The following is an 18,186-nucleotide window of genomic DNA, read 5'->3' on the forward strand; positions in this document are numbered from 1 at the left end:
AATGGCAGTAATGGTGACCGGAACGGGCTTCGTCGGAAGCTACGTCGTCAGAGATCTGTTGAAAGCAGGCAAGAAGGTCGTCCTCTACGGTTACTTCGGCGGCAGGGGAGAACCGGCGGATATCGAGCTGCCCGATCTGAAATTCCTCGACTACCTGCTCGGGGGAGATCTATTCGACAAGGTCACCGTCGTCGTGGGTGACATTTCGGATCAGGCAGCCGTCAGAGCGGCCGTCGAATCCAACGACGCCGACTCGGTAGTGCATCTCGCCTCGATGGTCGGCGCCGCGTCGGAGGCGAACGCGCCGGCCGCCGTCCGGGTCAATGCCGGGGGAACGGCGAATGTCTTCGAGGCCGCCGCCCAGCTCGGAGTGAACAAGGTGGTCTGGGCGAGCTCGGTCACGGTCTTCGGGCCCCGGTCGGAAGGACCGCAGGGCTTCATTACCGATGACAGCAACTACGACCCAAGCGGTGTCTACGGGGCAACCAAGGTGTTCTCCGAGTACTTGGCCACCCGGTACTACGAGAACTTCGGGCTCGACACCGTCGGGCTGCGTTTGAGCCGGGTTTACGGTTTCGGTGAGCACGTCAAGGCGGGGCGCGGATCCGGTACGACCTGGTTGCTCGATGCGTTGCATGCCGCGGCTGCCGAGTCCGGCCCGGCGAGGTTCCTCTTTGGGGATCACAGCCTCGACTTCCATTACGTCGAGGATGTATCCGACGCATTCGTCCGGGCCCTGGAAGGCCCGGATGTCGGCGGCAGATGCTTTCTGACACATGGCGATTACCGTCCCATCGAGGAGGGTTACGAGTTCCTCCGTGCACTGCTGCCGGGGGCGGACCTCTCGTTGGAGAAGGGTGGCGGCGACGGCCTGCCCGCGGGCTCCACCATGGCGTGGGCCCGCCGCTACGACGCGAGCAAGGCCGAGGCCGAACTCGGCATTCGCAGCCGTTACTCGATGGAAGAAGGTCTCTACCGGACGGTGAGCCAGTATCGCCGGTATGCGGGTCTACCCGAGGTTTCCCGCCCCGCGGCGAGGTGACCACTGCCGGTCCGACTGCCCGCCTCGCGACCGGCGAGGCACCTCGGCCGGAGCGTCGACCGACCGCTGCGTATGCCCTCTCGTATGCACAAATGCAACGCGACCGACCCTAAACTTCGACCAACCGCTGGTTCTCACTCCCGAGCTCATGATGCCTCTCCCGAACCGTGAAAGACCCGGCGGTGCGGACCGTCCAGGACTGCACCTCCTGATGGAGATTCGGGGCAAGTGGGAAGGATGTCGAAGTCGAAGTCAAGTGGACGAGCCCCGGGCCAACGAAGTGACCGGGCGTATGCGGCAGCAGGTCGGGCGATCGTCGAAGCGGTCGGTCCAACGTGAACATGACACATTCAGGCCCTGCGCCACCCGGAATTGAGGAAGACAGATGACCGACACCACCACCGCACCGCCCGTTCGCCCCGCGAGCTTCGACGAGCTCACGGCGTTGATCGGCAAGGAGTTGGGCCCCACCGACTGGCACATGGTCACCCAGGAACGCGTCAACGCCTTCGCCGACGCGACCGGCGACCACCAGTGGATCCACATCGATCCCGAGCGCGCCGCCGCCAGCCCGCTCGGCGGCACCATCGCGCACGGGTTGTATAGCCTGTCTCTCGGCCCGGCACTGTCAGCGACCCTGCTGCGGTTCGACGGATTCGCCCACAGCCTGAACTACGGCTACAACAAGGTGCGTTTCCCCGCGCCGGTGCCGGTGGGTTCACGCATCCGGATGCGCGTCACCGTCCAGTCCGCGGAACAGGTCGGGGGCGGCATCCAGGTGACGATGAGTCAGGTCGTCGAGCGCGAAGGCTCCGACAAGCCGGTGGTCGTGTCCGAGTCCGTCGCCCGCGTCGTCGAGGCCGGATAACCCTGATACCGGATGGCGGCGGTGTCGCCGCGGTTCCGCTCGGCGCCGTGAACCGGCTCGATGCTCGTGCCGCGACGTCGGCCACAAGTGTCCAGAATGATCTCCAACGCTGACACGGCGGTGCCGCTCGCGGACCCGGGTTCGTGCCCACGACGGACGCGGCGCCGCCGAGGACGTACTCGGTCTCGGGCCGTGTGGGCGTCGTGTTCACGGCGACCACGACCCACTGCGCCGCCCAATTCCCATATACGCCACTACGAACTCGGGAACGGACGGTCCGGCCGCCGGAAGGATTCTGTCGGGGGACGGGCCGGTACCGTGAGCGCTCCCATATACGGGCTCGGATGTCGGCCAGATGCTTTCTGACACATGGCGATTACCGTCCCATCGAGGAGGGTTACGAGTTCCTCCGTGCACTGCTGCCGGGGGCGGACCTCTCGTTGGAGAAGGGTGGCGGCGACGGCCTGCCCGCGGGCTCCACCATGGCGTGGGCCCGCCGCTACGACGCGAGCAAGGCCGAGGCCGAACTCGGCATTCGCAGCCGTTACTCGATGGAAGAAGGTCTCTACCGGACGGTGAGCCAGTATCGCCGGTATGCGGGTCTACCCGAGGTTTCCCGCCCCGCGGCGAGGTGACCACTGCCGGTCCGACTGCCCGCCTCGCGACCGGCGAGGCACCTCGGCCGGAGCGTTGACCGCCTGCGATATACGCTATATCGTATGCGCATACGTAATAGCGACAGAACCGCTCCCGGCCCCTGACGCCGCTCCTTGCTGGTGAAGACACCGGCGGCGCTGGACAGCGCCGCGAGCTCAGCGATCCCACGTGCCGGGGGTCCGACCACAACGCGACTAAGAGGCCTCGGACCTCGCAGACCGAGCAGAGTCACCCAGCCACTCACTACCGGGCACGTGTCACCTCAGCGCCTGAGGAATGAAAGGAACAACCGATGAAGTCCAAGGCTGCACTCCTGATGGAGATTCCGGGAAAGTGGGAGGTCGTAGAAGTCGACATTGACGAGCCCCGGGCCAACGAAGTGTTGCTCCGCAACATCGCGGCCGGGCTGTGCCACTCCGATGAGCACCACGCCACCGGAGACAGCGACCGGCAGCACCTGCCGTACTGCGGCGGGCATGAGGGATCGGCGATCGTCGAAGCGGTCGGCCCGGGGGTGAGCACGGTCCAGCCCGGCGACCACGTGGTCACGGCTTTTCTTCCGAGCTGCGGCCGCTGCCGTTGGTGTGCGCGCGGCATGCAGAATCTGTGCGATGTCGGTGCCCTCATCCCCACCGGCGCCATGCTTGACGGGACGCACCGCATGCATCATGAGGGACGTGACGTCGCCCAGGCGTGCTTTCTGGGCACGTTCTCACAGTGGAGCGTCGTCCCCGAACGCAGCTGTATCCCGATCGACAAGGACATTCCTCTCGTTGCTGCCGCGCTACTGGGATGCGGCGTACCCACCGGCTGGGGATCCGCAGTCATCGCCGGTGGGGTGGTGCCGGGTGACGTCGTCATCGTGATGGGGACCGGCGGCCTCGGAATCAACGCGGTCCAGGGTGCGAAGCACGCCGGTGCCGCGCGGATCATCGCTGCGGACCCGATCGAATTCCGGCGCACCAGTGCACTGTCGTTCGGTGCGACCGACGCCGTGTCGTCGATCGAGGAAGCCACCGACCTCGCACGCTCCCTCACCAACGGTCAGGGCGCGGACGTTGCGATCATCACGACCAGCATCCTCGACGGCGTCCAGGTCGCCCGAGGGCTCGAGGCCGTCCGGAAAGCCGGGACGCTGGTTGTGACCGCCGTACCCGGCCGCAACCCCGGCGAGCTTCCCATCGATCTCGCGCAGTTCCCCCTCTTCCAGAAGCGCATCCAGGGCTGCTTGTACGGCGCCATGTCGCCGACACTCGCGGTGCCCAGGCTCCTCGATCTCTACCGTGCCGGGAGCCTGAAGCTGGACGAACTCGTCAATCGCACCTTCACTCTCGACGAGATCAACGACGGATGGGCTGCGATGTACGACGGGTCCACACTGCGCGGCATGGTCCTTCACGACACACCGTAGGACGCGGAGCCGGCGCCCTCCCCAGAGGAGGTGGAGCCGCGCAGTGACGAACATGCCCTGTCCGGGCCTGGCCGGACAGGGCATGTTTGTGCGTGATCATGTTTCGCGGTGCGGGATCCCCGACTTCGGTGCGGTGTCGGGCCCCGGCGCCCCAATGATCCCCATCCCCGGCCCCTGCCCGGTTGCGGCGCTGACCACCGGCCGGTGCCCAATCGACAAACGCCGACGGCACCCTTATGCGGGGTTCCGCCGGCGTTCGGTTGTCGGTCAGCGATCGAGCGCCTCGAGGATCGACTTCGTCTCGAGATAGGCGTCGAGTCCCTCGGCGCTGCCGTCCCGGCCCCAGCCGGACTGCCGATATCCGCCCTGCGGGATGTGAATTCCACCCGCACGGTGGACGTTCACCCCGACCCGGCCGGCACGCAACTGCCGTGCCACCGCGTGCGCCGACCCGATGTCCCTGGTCCACACGCTCGCGGCCAAGCCGTATTCGGTGTCGTTCGCCAGCGCGATGGCTTCGTTCACCGAGCTGAACCGCATCGCACCGATCACGGGGCCGAAAATCTCCTCCCGCATCACCTTCATCTCGTGGTTCACATCGGCCAACACGGTCGGTTCGAAGAAGAATCCCGTGCCGTCGACAGGCGATCCGCCGCTGATGGCACGGGCACCGTCCTCGACGCCGCTGCGGACGTACTCGGCCACCCGGCTCACCTGCTTCGCCGAAATCAGCGGTCCGAGTTCGACGCCCGGTTCGCTGCCGTGGCCCATCTTCAATGCGCGTGCCGCTTCGCCGACACCGTCGACGACGGCGTCGTACACCGAATCGTGGACATACAGTCGCGTACCGGCCGTGCAGATCTGACCCGCGTTGTAGAAGACGGCTGCGGCCACCGCAGGGATCACCTTGTCGATGTCCGCGTCCGGCAACACCACCACCGGGGATTTACCGCCCAGCTCGAGTGTCAGCTTCTTCAGATTTCCGGCTGCCGCGCCGAGGATCAGTTTGCCGACTTCGGTGGAACCGGTGAAGGACACTTTGTCCACACCGGGGTGTGCGGCAATCGCAGCCCCGACCGTCGTCCCCGACCCAGTGACGACGTTCACGACACCCGCGGGTACCCCGGCGTCTTCGAGAAGCGCGGCGACCCGCAGCGTCGTCAGAGGCGCTTCCATCGCCGGTTTGAGGACGCAGGAGCAGCCCGCGGCGAGGGCGGGGGCAAGCTTCTGCGCGGCCATCACCAAGGGGGCATTCCACGCGGTGATCAGACCCGCGACCCCGATCGGCTCACGCAGTGTGTACGCGTGCACACGCTGCTCCGCCGGGCCGAGTTCGAGTGTTCCGCCGTGAATTTTATCCGCGAACCCCGCGTAGTAGCGGAACGCGCTGATCGCTTCGCCCGCCATCGCATAGGCGTGCGCGAGCGGCAGGCCCACGTTCGCACTCTCGAGCCGCGCCAATTCGTCGCGGTGGGATTCGAGGATGTCCGCCACGCGCCAGAGCACCACGCCGCGGTCGGCCGGCGACAGGCGTCGCCACCGACCGTCGTCGAACGATCTCCGTGCTACGGCAACGGCCCTGTCCACGTCTTCGGTGTTCCCCCGCGCCACCCGCGCGAGGACGTCACCGGTGCCGGGGTCGAACACGTCGAAGGTTTCGCCCGTCAGCGATGCGGTTTCGGTCCCGTCGATGATCATTCCGAGTGGGGTGGCCGGATCGCTGCGTCTGTCCTGTGGGGTTACGACGATGTCTGTCATCAGAGGTGCTTTCGCTTTCGTCAAGCGTGGGGTGCGCCGGTCGGGGCGTTCTCAGCGTGCTACTGAGCTCGGAACTGTGGTGTACGGCGCTCACGTGCCGCGGCGATGCCCTCTCGGAAGTCTGCCGTCAGCTTGAGGGAGGTCTGGTCCGTCCAGTCTCGTTCGAGAGCATCGCGCACAGCATCGGCGAGGTCGCCGTGGAGTCGTCGCCGGATCGCCGCGACCGCCAGTGGCGCCGAGGCTGCGATCTCGGCGGCATACGATCGGGCCTCGCGAAGCAACAACGCTTCGTCGTCGGTGAGCCGATCGCACAGCCCGATCTGCAGGGCTTCGTCTCCGTAGATCGTGCGACCGGTGTAGAGCAGATCGCTCGCCCGCTGTAACCCGATCAGGCGGGGAAGGGTGAGTGAGAGCGCGAATCCTTGGCTGAAACCCAGTCGCGCGAAGTTCGCGGAAAAGCGGCTTTTCGCGGTGGCGATACGGAAATCCGCGGCGAGAGCCAACCCGAGACCCCCACCGACGGACGCACCGCGCAGCGCCGCGACCACCGGAACGGAGCGTTCGAACAGTCTCGGAACCACCTCGTAGATCGGCGAGGTGGCGGCGCCCGGAGCCGCGGTGTCGTTGCCGGCGAAATCGGCTCCCGCGCAGAAGTGCCGGCCGTCACCGTAGAGCACGATTGCGCGGGCGCCGCGGGCGCTCAGATCGTCGAAGGCATCTGCGAGCGCGATCAGCAGACCCGCGCTGAGATAGTTGTAGGGGCCTCGCTCGAAGGTGACGGTACCGACGTGCGAACTGTCGAGCTCGGTGTCGAGGACGAGTTCGGGTGTCATCGCACGCCCACCTCGACAGCGTTCTCGACCAGGTGGTAGTCGCCGAGGTCGGCGTTGTTGAGCAAACTCCAGAACTCGACGAGCTCCCAGGGATTGTTCCCAACCACGCGTCCCTTGTCGTTGCGGACGTAGGTGGTCATTCCCTGGTGGGTCCAGATCATCTGCTGGTGACGTTCCTGAACGGCGTCGTTGTAGGTCTCGAAGACGTCCCGCCGGCATTCGACTTGACCGATGCCTGCTTCGAACATCGCACGCAGGGTCTTGAGCACATAGTCGATCTGGCATTCCATCACGAAGATGAAGGCGCCGCCGTGTCCGAGCTGCGTGTTGGGTCCGTACAGGACGAACAGGTTGGGGAATTCGGGAACGACCGTACCCAGGTACGCGCGCGGGTCGGTGTCGTCCCAGGCTTCGCGGATGCTCAGGCCGTTGCGGCCCTTGATCGGCAGGGGAGAGAGCATGCGGGCGACGTTGTAACCGGTCGCCAGGATGATGACGTCGACCTCGTAGCTGTTCCCGTTGCGGGTGTGGATCGTGTTCCCCGAGATGTGATCGATCCCGTCGTCGGCGTTGTCGACGAGCGTCACCTCAGGACGGGTCAGCATCCGGAACCAGCCGTTGTCGAGCAGCATGCGCTTGCCGTACGGCGGGTAGTTCGGAATGACGCGCGGTGCGAGATCTTGCCGGTCGCCGAGTTCTTCACGGATGTACCGTTCGAAGAACCGCCGGTGCCCGGCGTTGATCGCATTGATCGAATGCTGCGGGTCTTCCCAGTTCGGATCCTTCTGCAGCGACGGATACGTCTTGCTGTCGAAGATCCAGCTGAGCCTGATGCGGTACCAGTGCTGGTACAGCGGGACTTCACGCATCAGGAACCGGATCGGGTCCGGGACCGGCTTGTGGAACTTCGGGAAGGGCGCCGCCCACTGCCGGCTCCGTTGGAAGATGGTGAGCGACTGAACGTCGTCGACGATGGCGGGGGCGAGCTGCATGGCGCTGGCCCCGGTGCCGACGACCGCAACCCGCTTACCGGTCAGATCGAGTTCCGAATCCCAGCGCGCAGTGTGGACGACGGGCCCGTCGAACTCGCCGAGCCCGGCGATATCGGGGACGATCGGCTCCGCGAAGAGCCCGACAGCGCTGATCAGAACATTGGTGCGGATGATCTCTTCCGTACCGTCGGGATTACGCAGACGGCTCACCCAGATGTGCTCGCACTCGTCGTATTCGGACGCGAGAACTTCCGTCCCGAACCGGATTTGGTCGTAGATCCCATTGCGTCGAGCAGCACCACGGAAGTACTCGTCGATCTCCGCCTGCGGCGGGAAGTACCGGCTCCAGTCACCACCGTCGAAGGTGTACGAGTACAAGTGACTTGGCGTGTCGACACTGCATCCGGGGTAGCGGTGCGAGTGCCAGACACCACCGGTGTTGCTCTGCTTCTCGACGATGATGTACGGGACGCCGGCCTGCTGGAACTTGATGGCTGCGCAGATTCCGGACATCCCCGCTCCGACGATCAATGCAGTGAAACCCGCTGGGACGAGTCCATCCAGTGAGGGGGTGTCGGGGTCGGAGAAGGACTTCAGACGGGCGGTCATGATCCCGGCGTATTTCTCGGGGACGGGTGCACCTTCGGAGGCCGTCATCATCTCGACCAGCAGGTCGGGCGACGGTTCCGGGACGGCGATTGCGCCGTCGCGGTGCCACGCGCGGATCGCGTCGAATGCACCGTTGCGGATCCGGTCCTGAATTTCGGTGGAAAGACCGCCGGTGTCGTTGTCGTCGACACCGCGACTACGCACCGGCCGGTACGGCTCGTCGAGCCAACGCTTGTCGCCGGTCAGCTGCACCAGCACGAGGAGCAGCGTGGGTATGTTCGCGATACCGATTGCATCGCGCAGCTGCTGGTCGAAGTCGGTAGCTTCCGGCTGGTCCCGGTCTGCGGATTCCGTGGTCGTGTTGGACAAAGCCACACCTTCCCCTCGTCATGAGCGGGCGCTGATGTTCGCGCTCCGCGACCGCCGATCAGCGGCGTTCGATATTATGAATAGACATACGGTATATCGGAGATCGTACGGCCGGGTTTACTTCCGGTCAATACGCGGACCGATGCGCTTTCGGCCAAGATCGGGGTGCATGCTGCGGCTACCGCAGGGGTGCAGTGCGGCACGCGGCATCCCGCGCCGGAAGCGCGCGAACATCGACCTCCCCGACGAATGTCGACTGCATCGCACCCGGCCGAGCCGAGGCGTCGGTGCGGTCACTGCCTCGCGATCAAATCGTGGAGACCCTCATGCAGTGCGTCATCCGTCGGCAGTGAGACCTGCCGGTAGAACAGTTTTTTGGTGGCCGCGACGAGGGAGGCGTCGAATCGTGCATACACGGCGGCAAGCGTGAGCGCCTCCGCGTCGGCACTGTGCTCAGCAATGCGATTGACCACGCCGTACGCCAACGCTTCCCCGGCGCCGAGTCGGCGGCCGGTGGTGACGAGTTCGAATGCCAGGTTGCGGTTCATGTGCGCGAGTGCACTGGGTATTACCAGCGGGGGGTAGGCGCCGTTGGGCAGTTCGGGGTAGCCGAGGGAGAACGCCTCACCCGCTACGACCAGGTCGGCACCGAGCGCCAATGCGGCACCGGCGCCGAGCGCCGGGCCGTGGACCGCCGCCACCACGGGGATGGCGAGAGTGCTCGGATACGCCAGGACGTCCGTCATGATCCTGGCGCGGTCGATCATGGCTTCGGTTTGCCCGGGGCGGAATTCGGAGATGTCACCACCAGCGCAGAAAACCGGTCCGCACGCCCTCAATACGATTGCCCGCACGTCTGCGTCTGCGTCGGCGGCGGTATATGCCTCGCGTAATTCGGTGAGAAGCTGCGTGTCGAGCGCGTTGCGTTTGGCGGGCCGGTTGAGCGAAATGAGGCGCACCAGACCGCTGTCGAACTCCCTGTCCTCGACCAGCACGGTGTCGTGTCCCTCGGATGTCGACCGGGTCATCTCACTCCTCGAAGGGTTCCGTCTTTCGTTGCTGCAGGGGAATCTCCGTTTTGTCCCCGATGGGCGTGAACGCGGGACGGAGCAGGTCTGCGCCTGCGGATCCGCGCGCTGGCGGTCGCATTCTCGACAATATGTGTTTGTAATCTCGTATGCAAATACGATAACTTGAATACTAGGTGCCGCGGTGCCATGCATCGACCGCGAGTTCGGTAGCCCGAATTTTCTCCGGGCCACGAGTGTGGGCCGACCGGAGACCGGTAGCGGCGACTGTTTCCGCTCGCACAAGTGTGAGGGCCTATGAGAGGACGCAGCAATATGAAACGTGACGCGACAATGCGGTGGCTCGGCGGCGTGCATGTGGTCCAGGTAGGGCGGTCGGCCGCTCTCCAGGTTGCCGGTGCCGCACTGGGACAATTGGGCGCCGCCGTCAAACAGGTGGCCACCCTGCGAGACGTCGACACCAACGCTGACGTCGTATTGGTCGACCGGATCGAACGACCGGCAGTCCTTCCGGACGGACACGTCCCGACCGCGGACGAATACCTCGAATTCGTCGCCGCCAACAACAACGCCGTCTGGGTCACCGCCAGCGCCTTCGGGCTGACCAATGTCCGCTCCAATATGTTCGCGTCCGATCTCACGCTGCTCGCCGCCGGCGGCATACTCGGGCACTCACGCATCGGGGACGAATTCGCACCTACCGTGCCCCCGGGCACGGTGGCGCTCAAGCTCGTCGGTCACCTCACCGTCGCCGCCGCCCTCCACGGTATCCACGCCCGCCGCGCCGGAAAAGGACCGGTGCACGCGGACCTCTCAGCGCAAGCCGCGATCATCGCGACGGGACTGTCACTCGAGATGGCGCACGCCCTGTCGCGTTGCCCGGACGAAGGCGGCAGCGCCCGGTACGGCGCCCCCTCGGGCTTCGTCGACTGCCGCGACGGTGCGGTCTACGTCCTGGTGATGGAAGAACACCAATGGCGGGCCTTCCGCTCGGTCATGGGATCCTCGCTCGAATCGGTAACCACGCTCGAAGACGCCCGCAAACAGCCCGACCACGTCAACTCCCAGCTGGCGACCTGGGCATCGACCCGCACAGCACAGGAGTGCGAGGAAGTACTCCAGGGGGCGGGTGTCCCCTGTACCGCCGTCAACGCCGTCGACACCTTCGCCGAGCGATCCCGCGCGCTCGGCCGGAACTTCGACCTGTCCGGACCCGACTGCACCGTGCTGCCCGCCCAGATCGCCGAGGTGCCGAAGGAAAACGGCGCCAACTCCGGGGGAAGGCGCCTGTCGGATCTTCGGGTACTCGACGCCGGACATGTTCTCGCAGTGCCACTTGCCGGAGCCTGGCTGGGTGCGATGGGCGCGCAAGTTGCCAAACTGGAAGACCTCGACAGGCTCGACGTCTACCGCCGCCGAGGTCCGTTCGTCGACGGAACACCCGGCCCGAACCGCAGCGCGTATTTCAATCAGCTGAATTTCTGCAAACGTCCGCTGCAGTTTTCGGGTGGCGACTCGCCTCGGGCCGTGGACCTTGCCTCGTTCGACGTCGTGATGGAAAACCTCAGCCCGCATCGGGCGCGGGCCATCGGGGTCGACGACACTTCGGTGCTGGCGCAACCCTCACCGAAACTTCTGCTCTCGTCCAGTGGCTTCGGACGCACGGGCGCCTGGGCCGGTTACCGCGCCTACGGCCACAACATCCATGCCTTCGCCGGACTCGTCAATGCCACCAAGGACGCACGTGGCGGGATGGGGGATATCGGCACGCCGTGGGCTGACCCTCTGACCAGCGTCATCCTCGTCACGTGGACACTGGCCTGGTGCCTGGCGGATTCCCACACCTCCAGCTTGGCGCTGGATATCTCCATGGCGGAACTCGTCGCCGTCCAGATCGCCGAACTCGCCGGCCCCGATGCGGTCGACCCCTACGCCGTACGAGAATCCGAAACCGAATTCTTCATGCGCGAACATGCCGGGGGACGGCTGCTCGCAATCACCCTCCGCAGCGACCAGGAACGCGCCCGCTTCGAAACGACTACGGGTGTTCGGGTGCCTTTGATCGACCGCCGCGTTCCCCTTATCGACCAGGAGTCGACCGATCCGGACGGCCGTGACCTCGAGCAGGCACTCCTCGAGCAAGGACTTGCGGTGTCCGTTGTCCACACCTCGGCAGGACTGGTTCGAGACGAATTCGTCAGAGACGCCGAATTGTTCCGTTCCGTGGAGAGCCCGAGCGTGGGCCGCTACAAGGTGACAGGTTTGCCGTGGACGTTTGTCGGTGACGAGGTGCCGCCACTTCGACCCGCACCCGAACTTCCGATGCGCGGCTAAGGCAGCTTGGTGGGCGGTGCATTGCGGAGGCGCATTGGCGGAAGTGAAGGACGACGAGGCAGAAGACCGTCTGCTCGCCGCGGGGTTGCGAGCGTTCCTCGTGTACACCGCGGCACAGTTGGCACACGAGGAACCGGTCCGCTTACCGCTGCACCGGAAGGCAGTGCGGCGGCAGATCGCATGTGACAAAGAAGTCCGCCACCGACTCCGCGTGAGCGAAATCGAGCAACTGATTAGCTTCATTTATGTGTCGCTGTGTCCGAACCGGAGGTGTCCGAGTCGATCTCGGTCCTCGACGACGCGCCAGGACCGAGATGCCGCCGTACAGCTAAGGAGATTCATGTGAAAGGTATCGTCTTCCCCGGGAACGACCGGGCCGAACTTCGAGAGTTCCAGGACCCCGAACCGAGATACGGAGAGGTGGTCGTCGGCGTCCGGGCGTCGGGCATGTGTGGCAGTGATCTGCACGCGTATCACGCGCCGGCTGCCGATGGGCAGGAACGCGTGATCCAGGGCCATGAGCCGTGTGGTGTCGTCGAGAAGATCGGCGAAGGGGTCCCGAGTCATGTTGCGCAGGTGGGCGATCGCGTGATGATCCATCACTACTGGGGATGCGGCACCTGTAGCGAGTGCCGTTCGGGTTGGTCTCAACTGTGCACTTCGATGGAGCCCCGTATCAGCTCGGTCAACGAGCACGGCGGGCATGCTTCAATGATCAAGGTCCCTGCCGCACAGATCCTGCCCCTACCCGATGAACTGAGCTTCAAGGCGGGGGCCGCCATCGCGTGTGGAACGGGCACGGCTTGGGGAGCGCTGCTACGCCTGGGTGACGTGGGAGGAAAGACGCTTGTCGTGGTCGGGCAAGGCCCGGTCGGGGCCTCCGCCACCATGCTGGGCGTCGCTCTAGGAGCCCGGGTGATCGCGGTCGACCTATCGGATGCGCGGCTGCACAAGGCGCTTAGGTTCGGTGCGGATGCGGTGATCAATCCGGCAAACGAAGACGTTGCCGACGCGGTTCGCAGGCTCACAGGAGGCACCGGCGCCGAGCTCATGATGGAGACCTCTGGCAACAGTCGGGGCGCCCAGTCGGGCATCGACAGTCTCGCGATCTGGGGGCGTGGGTGCTTCGTGGGTGTGGGAGCGGATGTCCATTTCAACACACGTGACACCCTGCGCAGGCAGCTGACCCTCCTGACCTCGTGGACGATGTCCACGGTTGAACAGATGCGGTGCGCGCGATTCGTCATGGAACGGAATCTTCCCGTCGACGACCTGTTCACGCACACGTGGTCTCTGGGCGACGCAGAGGATGCGTACCGGTGGTTCAGTGAGCAGACCGATGGCAAGGGTGTGTTCGTGCCCTGACCGTGGTTGCCAAAGTCCCCGGTCGGGTTGTGCTCGGAAGGCTGGCGCGGATCGCGAGACGTGTGGTGGCTCGGGTCATCTCGGGTATGTCGACGCGAACCGTGCCAGCTTTGTCATGTGGCGAGAGTGACCCGCCGTCGCGTGCGTAGCGTGCCGGTCCGCGGCGTTCAGATATCGGCACTTCGCTTGGTGCGCGGCAGCGCTGTCATCCCGGATCGAAGAACGTGCCGGGGCTGGGGTTTATGGTCGTTCCCCTGCCGAGCGCCGGCCGATTTTCGGCATTGACAGAGGAGAAGCATACGCGATAACGTACTAGAATTCGTGATATCGAACACATATGGGTGTTCTCGTTCGCTCCCTCGCCGTACGTACGGCGGGAGCATTCCCGCGTATGTGCCCTTCCTCAGGAGTCTTCATGACCGAGCCAGATATCTACGCCCCCGACCGTACGTCGCCACCGAGTGAAGAGGCTAGATCGTTGTACCGGACGGTCTTCGCCTGCGGGACGGGTACCGCGCTGGAGTACTACGACTTCTTCATCTACGGCACCGCCGCAACCCTGGTCTTCAACAAGCTGTTCTTTCCGCAGGTCAGCCCCTTGGCCGGCACCTTGCTGTCGTTGGCGACTTTTGCCGTCGCCTTCATCGTGCGGCCGCTGGGCGGGGCTCTGTTCGGCCAACTCGGGGACCGCATCGGCAGGAAGCGCATGCTCTTCCTGACGATGCTTCTCATGGGTGGCGCCACCCTCGTGATCGGCCTTTTGCCGACCTTTGACCAGATAGGGCTGATGGCGCCGATTCTGCTGGTGATCGTGCGACTCTTGCAGGGACTCGCGCTCGGCGGTGAACAGGCTGGCGCTACGGTCATGGCGGTCGAGAGTGCCCCGGTCGGACGTCGTGGATTCGTTGGTGCCCTCGTCATGTCGGGCGGTGCCTGGGGGATGCTCATCTCCAACGCGGTGTTTTTCCTGCTGGCCTTCCTCCCGGATTATCAGTTCATGTCGTGGGGGTGGCGCATCCCGTTCCTTCTGAGTTCCGTGCTCGTCGGTATCAGCCTGTTCGTCCGCTACCGCCTGGAGGAGGCGGAGGACTTCGAGGTCGTCGCCGAACTCGACGCCGTGCGGAAGACGCCGTTGAAGGACGCGGTCACTCAGTACTGGGGCCGGATGTTGCTGGTCGTGCTCGGGATGATCGGTATCGGTGTCAACTTTTACATCCTGTCGGTCTACTCCATCTCGTACGGGACGACCATCCTCGACCTCCCCAAGAGCACGATCCTCTCGGCCATCATCATTACGACGATCTTCGCAGTGTTCCTGGTCCCTGCCTTCGGGGCGTTGACCGACAAGGTGGGGCGGAAGCCGGTGTTCCTCGCCTCCAACGGGATCTTCATCATCGTCCCGTTTTTGTGGTTCGCGCTGCTCCACACGGGTGAGTATTCGCTCATTCTCCTCGGATTCTTCCTGATGATCGTGGGCTACTCGTCGGGGCTGTCGGCCTACTCGACCTTCTTCGCCCTCTCGTTCCCGACGAGCGTGCGCCTGAGCGCGACTGCAGTCGCGATTTCGGTCGGAGCGGTTGCCGGCGGATCGGTGGCGCCGTTCGTGGCGACGTGGCTGGAGGCAGCGACAGGGGGATGGCACGCCGTGGCCGCGTACATGTCGACGGCGGCCGCGGTGTCGCTGATCGCCGGTCTGTTCATTCGTGAACTCCCAAAGGGAGTGGCCGTTGGAATGCCCGAGGCAACCGACGCCGGTGTCATCTCCGGAATGGAAGATATTACTGATCGGGTGATTTCGTGATCCGGGAAGTCGGATTTGTCGGTCTCGGGTCACTGGGTGCGGCGATCGCACACCGCCTCGTGACACAGGGAATCGAGGTCCACGGCTACGACCTCTCGGCCCCTGCGAGGGATCGGGCAGCTGCGCTAGGAGTTGCGGTGGTCGACTCTCCGATGGATGTTGCTCGACGGTGCGAGACCGTATTCGTCTGCGCACCCTCGTCGGCGCAGGTCCTCGAGATCCTCTTCGATCCGAGGTCTGGTCTTGCGGCTTACGGGTCTGCTGAAGCGCTGTCGGGCGGGATTCGATCGGTGATAGACCTCACCAGCGGGGACCCGGCGAAGACATCCGAGATCGTGGAGCGACTCGGGGACGCCGGTATCGGGTACCTGGACTCTCCTGTCAGCGGGACCGGTGGTGCGGGTGCCGCAGCGGACGGATGCTTGACGCTGCTGGTCGGTGCTTCGGCCGACGACCTTGCGGTGCACCGCCCGGTGCTCGACCTCATCGGTTCCAGCGTGCATCACCTCGGTCCGGCGGGAAGCGGCCACGTCGCGAAATCTCTCAACAATCTCCTGGTCGCCGCCGAGATGATCGTGACATCCGAGGTGGTCGTCTCGGCCATGAAGGCAGGTCTGGACCCTGCAGCTCTGGTCGATGCCATCCAAGCGAGCTCCGGCCGAAACTTCTGCACCGAGTACCGGTTCCCGGAGTTCGTTCTGCGGGGGAACTTTTCGCTCGAGTCCGGCGGAGCCTCCCGGCTCCTCGAGAAGGACTGCGCGCAGGCGGTGACCCTCGCCCGGACACTCGGATCTCCGATGCCGGCCGGAAACGTCATCGCTGAATTGGTCCGCATCGCCGTTGCCGACTACGGAGGGGAGTTGGCTTCGACCAATATCGCCCGTCTGTACGCACAGTGGGCCGGAGTGCGGTTCGGTGACGGCGATGAGTAGCGCGGTCGGGGGCTGTACCCGATCGGGATCGAAACAATGGTGCGGAGAGAGATCGGAGTTCGGATGAAGCTGGTGATGGTCGGTGTGGACGAGAAGGGTCGGTCGTTTGTGCGAAGCGAGTCGTCGCTGTCCGTCGACGAACCGCACACCCTCTGGTTCGGGGGAGTGCCAAGTATCAGGTCGGCCCTGGCGCGACTGGACCCCGGTGCGGCGCTGTCCGGCATCGAACCGGAGGCCGGGGATATCCGCTGGCGCCTGGCGGTCGTCGAAGCGGGTGCTGTCGCATCGCTCCCCGAAATGGAGGACGCATTCGATGATGACGGAATGCACTACACGCGCACGGCGGATTTCGACTTCGTCGTAGCGGGCGAGGTCGTGTGCAGACTGGACACCGCCGACATCGAACTGGCGGCCGGAGACGCCATCGTGCTCCCTGCTGCGCGGCACGCGTGGATCGCAGGTGAGGTCGGGGCCCGCATTCTATGCTTCATGGTCCGGCCACACGACTGATCGTGAACCGGGTGTGCACGGTCGACGACCGCGTCGAGTTCACCTGGCCTGCAGAGTGATCAACAATGGAAGGTAATTTAGTGGTGTGGCAAGGCAATTACCATGACCTGTACATCGACGGACAGTGGCGTGCGCCCGCATCTTCCGATGTGATCGCTGTCGTTTCTCCGTTCACGGAGCAGGTGATCGCGGAGGTGCCGGACGGATCGCGTGAGGACATGGACCACGCGGTAGCTTCCGCACGGCGGGCCTTCGACGCCGGTCCGTGGCCGCGACTGCGGCTGGAAGAGCGAATGGGTGCCGTTCGGCGGCTCAGTGAGTACATGCTCGAGAACGAGGAGCTCATCGCGTCGCTGGTCACCTCCGAGATGGGGTGCCCGATATCGCTGTCGCGGGTGATGCAGTCCCGCTCTCCGCGAATGTTGGTGGACAGCTTTCTCGATCTGGCCGAGGACTATCCCTGGTCTTCAGTTCGGACATCATCTGCAGCACAGGCATTGGTGACCAGGGAACCGGTGGGAGTGGTGGCCATCGTGATCCCGTGGAACGCTCCGCTGCTGTCGTTGCTGATAAAACTTGCTCCCGCGCTCCTGTCGGGCTGTACCGTCGTGGTCAAGCCTGCTCCGGAAGCTCCTCTGAACACGTATCTGCTCGGCGAGCTGCTCGACAAGGCCGAAATTCCTGCCGGAGTGGTGAACATCGTTCCCGCGGGACGTGAGGCGGGCGAGCATCTGGTGACGCACCCGGATGTGGACAAAGTAGCCTTCACAGGCTCGACGGCGGCCGGTCGCAGGATCGCATCATTGTGTGGCCGCGATCTGCGTCGGGTCACTCTGGAGCTCGGGGGTAAGTCTGCCGCAGTGGTGCTGGAGGACGCGGATCTGGACCTCGTGATCGACAACGTGCGCGCCCTGTCGTTGCGGAACAGTGGCCAGACTTGCAGTAACAAGACCCGGATCGTTGTACCGCGCCGGCTCGAGCGGGAGATCGGAGACCGGTTAGTGGGCATGATGGAGGGATTGAAGGTCGGTGATCCGATGGATCCGGCCACGGACATCGGGCCCCTTGTCGCACAGCGGCAGCAGGAGCTGGTCAAGAGCTACATCACGACGGGCCGGGAGGAAGGGGCACATCTCCTCGTCGGGGGAGGCACGCCAGCCGACCTGCCTCGAGGCTGGTTTGTGGAGCCAACAGTGTTCACCGGAGTTACACCGTCGATGCGCATCGCACAGGAGGAGATCTTCGGGCCGGTATTGACCGTGATCGCGTACGACAGCGAGGACGAGGCGGTGGTCATCGCCAATGACTCAATGTATGGGCTCAGCGGGTCTGTGTTCTCTCGGGACGACGCTCGGGCCCTCGCCGTCGCGCGTGGCATCCGAACCGGAGTCGTGGAGATTAACGGCGGCCCAGTGGGGTGGCAGGCTCCGATTGGCGGGTTCAAGGCCAGTGGAATCGGTCGAGAGTCCGGACCGGAGGGGTTCGACGCCTATAACGAGCTCAAGTCGTACGGCCTCACGAACACTCTGGCGTCAAGTGTCGGAGCCTGACGGACGTCGAGTACTTCGCGCCGACCGCCGTCCTCGCGCGGCGGCGGCCGGGTTGGGGTCGTTTCCGCAGGTACGTGTGCTGGGGTTCATGCCGCCTTCACAGTAAAGGTCGCGGTCGACTTCGCCT

The 18,186-nt window shown here is 64.8% G+C and carries 14 protein-coding genes; 10 read left to right on the plus strand and 4 right to left on the minus strand.

The window, feature by feature from the left end; genetic code table 11:
• Nucleotide 1: 1 nt before the first annotated feature.
• From GFS60_RS33610 to GFS60_RS33625, 4 genes are all read left to right on the plus strand, one after another.
• Nucleotides 2-1,042, plus strand: a complete 1,041-nt coding sequence (locus GFS60_RS33610) for an NAD-dependent epimerase/dehydratase family protein (RefSeq protein ID WP_159928733.1) — start codon at nt 2-4, stop codon at nt 1,040-1,042.
• 385 nt (nt 1,043-1,427) lie between these two features.
• On the plus strand, nt 1,428-1,910 hold the full coding sequence (locus GFS60_RS33615) for a MaoC family dehydratase (protein ID WP_159928734.1): 483 nt from the start codon (nt 1,428-1,430) through the stop codon (nt 1,908-1,910).
• 344 nt (nt 1,911-2,254) lie between these two features.
• On the plus strand, nt 2,255-2,545 hold the full coding sequence (locus GFS60_RS33620; RefSeq protein WP_159928736.1) for a hypothetical protein: 291 nt from the start codon (nt 2,255-2,257) through the stop codon (nt 2,543-2,545).
• Nucleotides 2,546-2,859: 314 nt separating this feature from the next.
• Nucleotides 2,860-3,978, plus strand: a complete 1,119-nt coding sequence (locus tag GFS60_RS33625; protein ID WP_159928738.1) for an NDMA-dependent alcohol dehydrogenase — start codon at nt 2,860-2,862, stop codon at nt 3,976-3,978.
• 267 nt (nt 3,979-4,245) lie between these two features.
• On the opposite strand, the gene GFS60_RS33630 is transcribed toward GFS60_RS33625, so the two are convergent.
• From GFS60_RS33630 to GFS60_RS33645, 4 genes are all read right to left on the minus strand, one after another.
• Nucleotides 4,246-5,736 carry an aldehyde dehydrogenase family protein gene (locus GFS60_RS33630; protein WP_159928740.1) on the minus strand — a complete coding sequence of 497 codons (1,491 nt, stop codon included), beginning with the start codon at nt 5,734-5,736 and terminating at the stop codon, nt 4,246-4,248.
• 59 nt (nt 5,737-5,795) lie between these two features.
• Complete coding sequence (locus GFS60_RS33635) at nt 5,796-6,569, minus strand: enoyl-CoA hydratase/isomerase family protein (protein WP_159928742.1); 774 nt, start codon at nt 6,567-6,569, stop codon at nt 5,796-5,798.
• A complete protein-coding gene (locus GFS60_RS33640) occupies nt 6,566-8,545 on the minus strand; it encodes a flavin-containing monooxygenase (protein ID WP_201453695.1) in 1,980 nt (659 codons plus the stop codon). The genes GFS60_RS33635 and GFS60_RS33640 overlap by 4 nt, the downstream gene beginning before the upstream one ends.
• 287 nt (nt 8,546-8,832) lie before the next feature.
• Nucleotides 8,833-9,567, minus strand: coding sequence for an enoyl-CoA hydratase/isomerase family protein (locus tag GFS60_RS33645; protein WP_159928746.1), 735 nt, complete (start codon nt 9,565-9,567; stop codon nt 8,833-8,835).
• Between the two features lie 315 nt (nt 9,568-9,882).
• On the opposite strand from GFS60_RS33645, the gene GFS60_RS33650 reads away from it, so the two are divergent.
• The 6 genes from GFS60_RS33650 (at nt 9,883) to GFS60_RS33675 (ending at nt 18,059) form a co-directional block, all read left to right on the plus strand.
• On the plus strand, nt 9,883-11,901 hold the full coding sequence (locus GFS60_RS33650; protein WP_159928748.1) for a CoA transferase: 2,019 nt from the start codon (nt 9,883-9,885) through the stop codon (nt 11,899-11,901).
• A gap of 342 nt (nt 11,902-12,243) precedes the next feature.
• A complete protein-coding gene (locus GFS60_RS33655; protein WP_159928750.1) occupies nt 12,244-13,266 on the plus strand; it encodes a zinc-dependent alcohol dehydrogenase family protein in 1,023 nt (340 codons plus the stop codon).
• 415 nt (nt 13,267-13,681) lie between these two features.
• Entirely contained in the window at nt 13,682-15,067 is a 1,386-nt protein-coding gene (locus GFS60_RS33660; protein WP_159928752.1) for an MFS transporter, read from the plus strand.
• Entirely contained in the window at nt 15,064-15,999 is a 936-nt protein-coding gene (locus GFS60_RS33665; protein WP_159928754.1) for an NAD(P)-dependent oxidoreductase, read from the plus strand. The genes GFS60_RS33660 and GFS60_RS33665 overlap by 4 nt, the downstream gene beginning before the upstream one ends.
• Before the next feature lie 63 nt (nt 16,000-16,062).
• Complete coding sequence (locus GFS60_RS33670) at nt 16,063-16,509, plus strand: hypothetical protein (RefSeq protein WP_159928756.1); 447 nt, start codon at nt 16,063-16,065, stop codon at nt 16,507-16,509.
• A gap of 65 nt (nt 16,510-16,574) precedes the next feature.
• Nucleotides 16,575-18,059 (plus strand): aldehyde dehydrogenase, encoded by a 1,485-nt coding sequence (locus GFS60_RS33675; protein WP_159928758.1) that lies wholly within the window; start codon nt 16,575-16,577, stop codon nt 18,057-18,059.
• Nucleotides 18,060-18,186 lie beyond the last annotated feature (127 nt).

The sequence above is a fragment of the Rhodococcus sp. WAY2 genome (assembly GCF_009859915.1).
In the GTDB taxonomy this organism is placed as follows: domain Bacteria; phylum Actinomycetota; class Actinomycetes; order Mycobacteriales; family Mycobacteriaceae; genus Rhodococcus_F; species Rhodococcus_F oxybenzonivorans.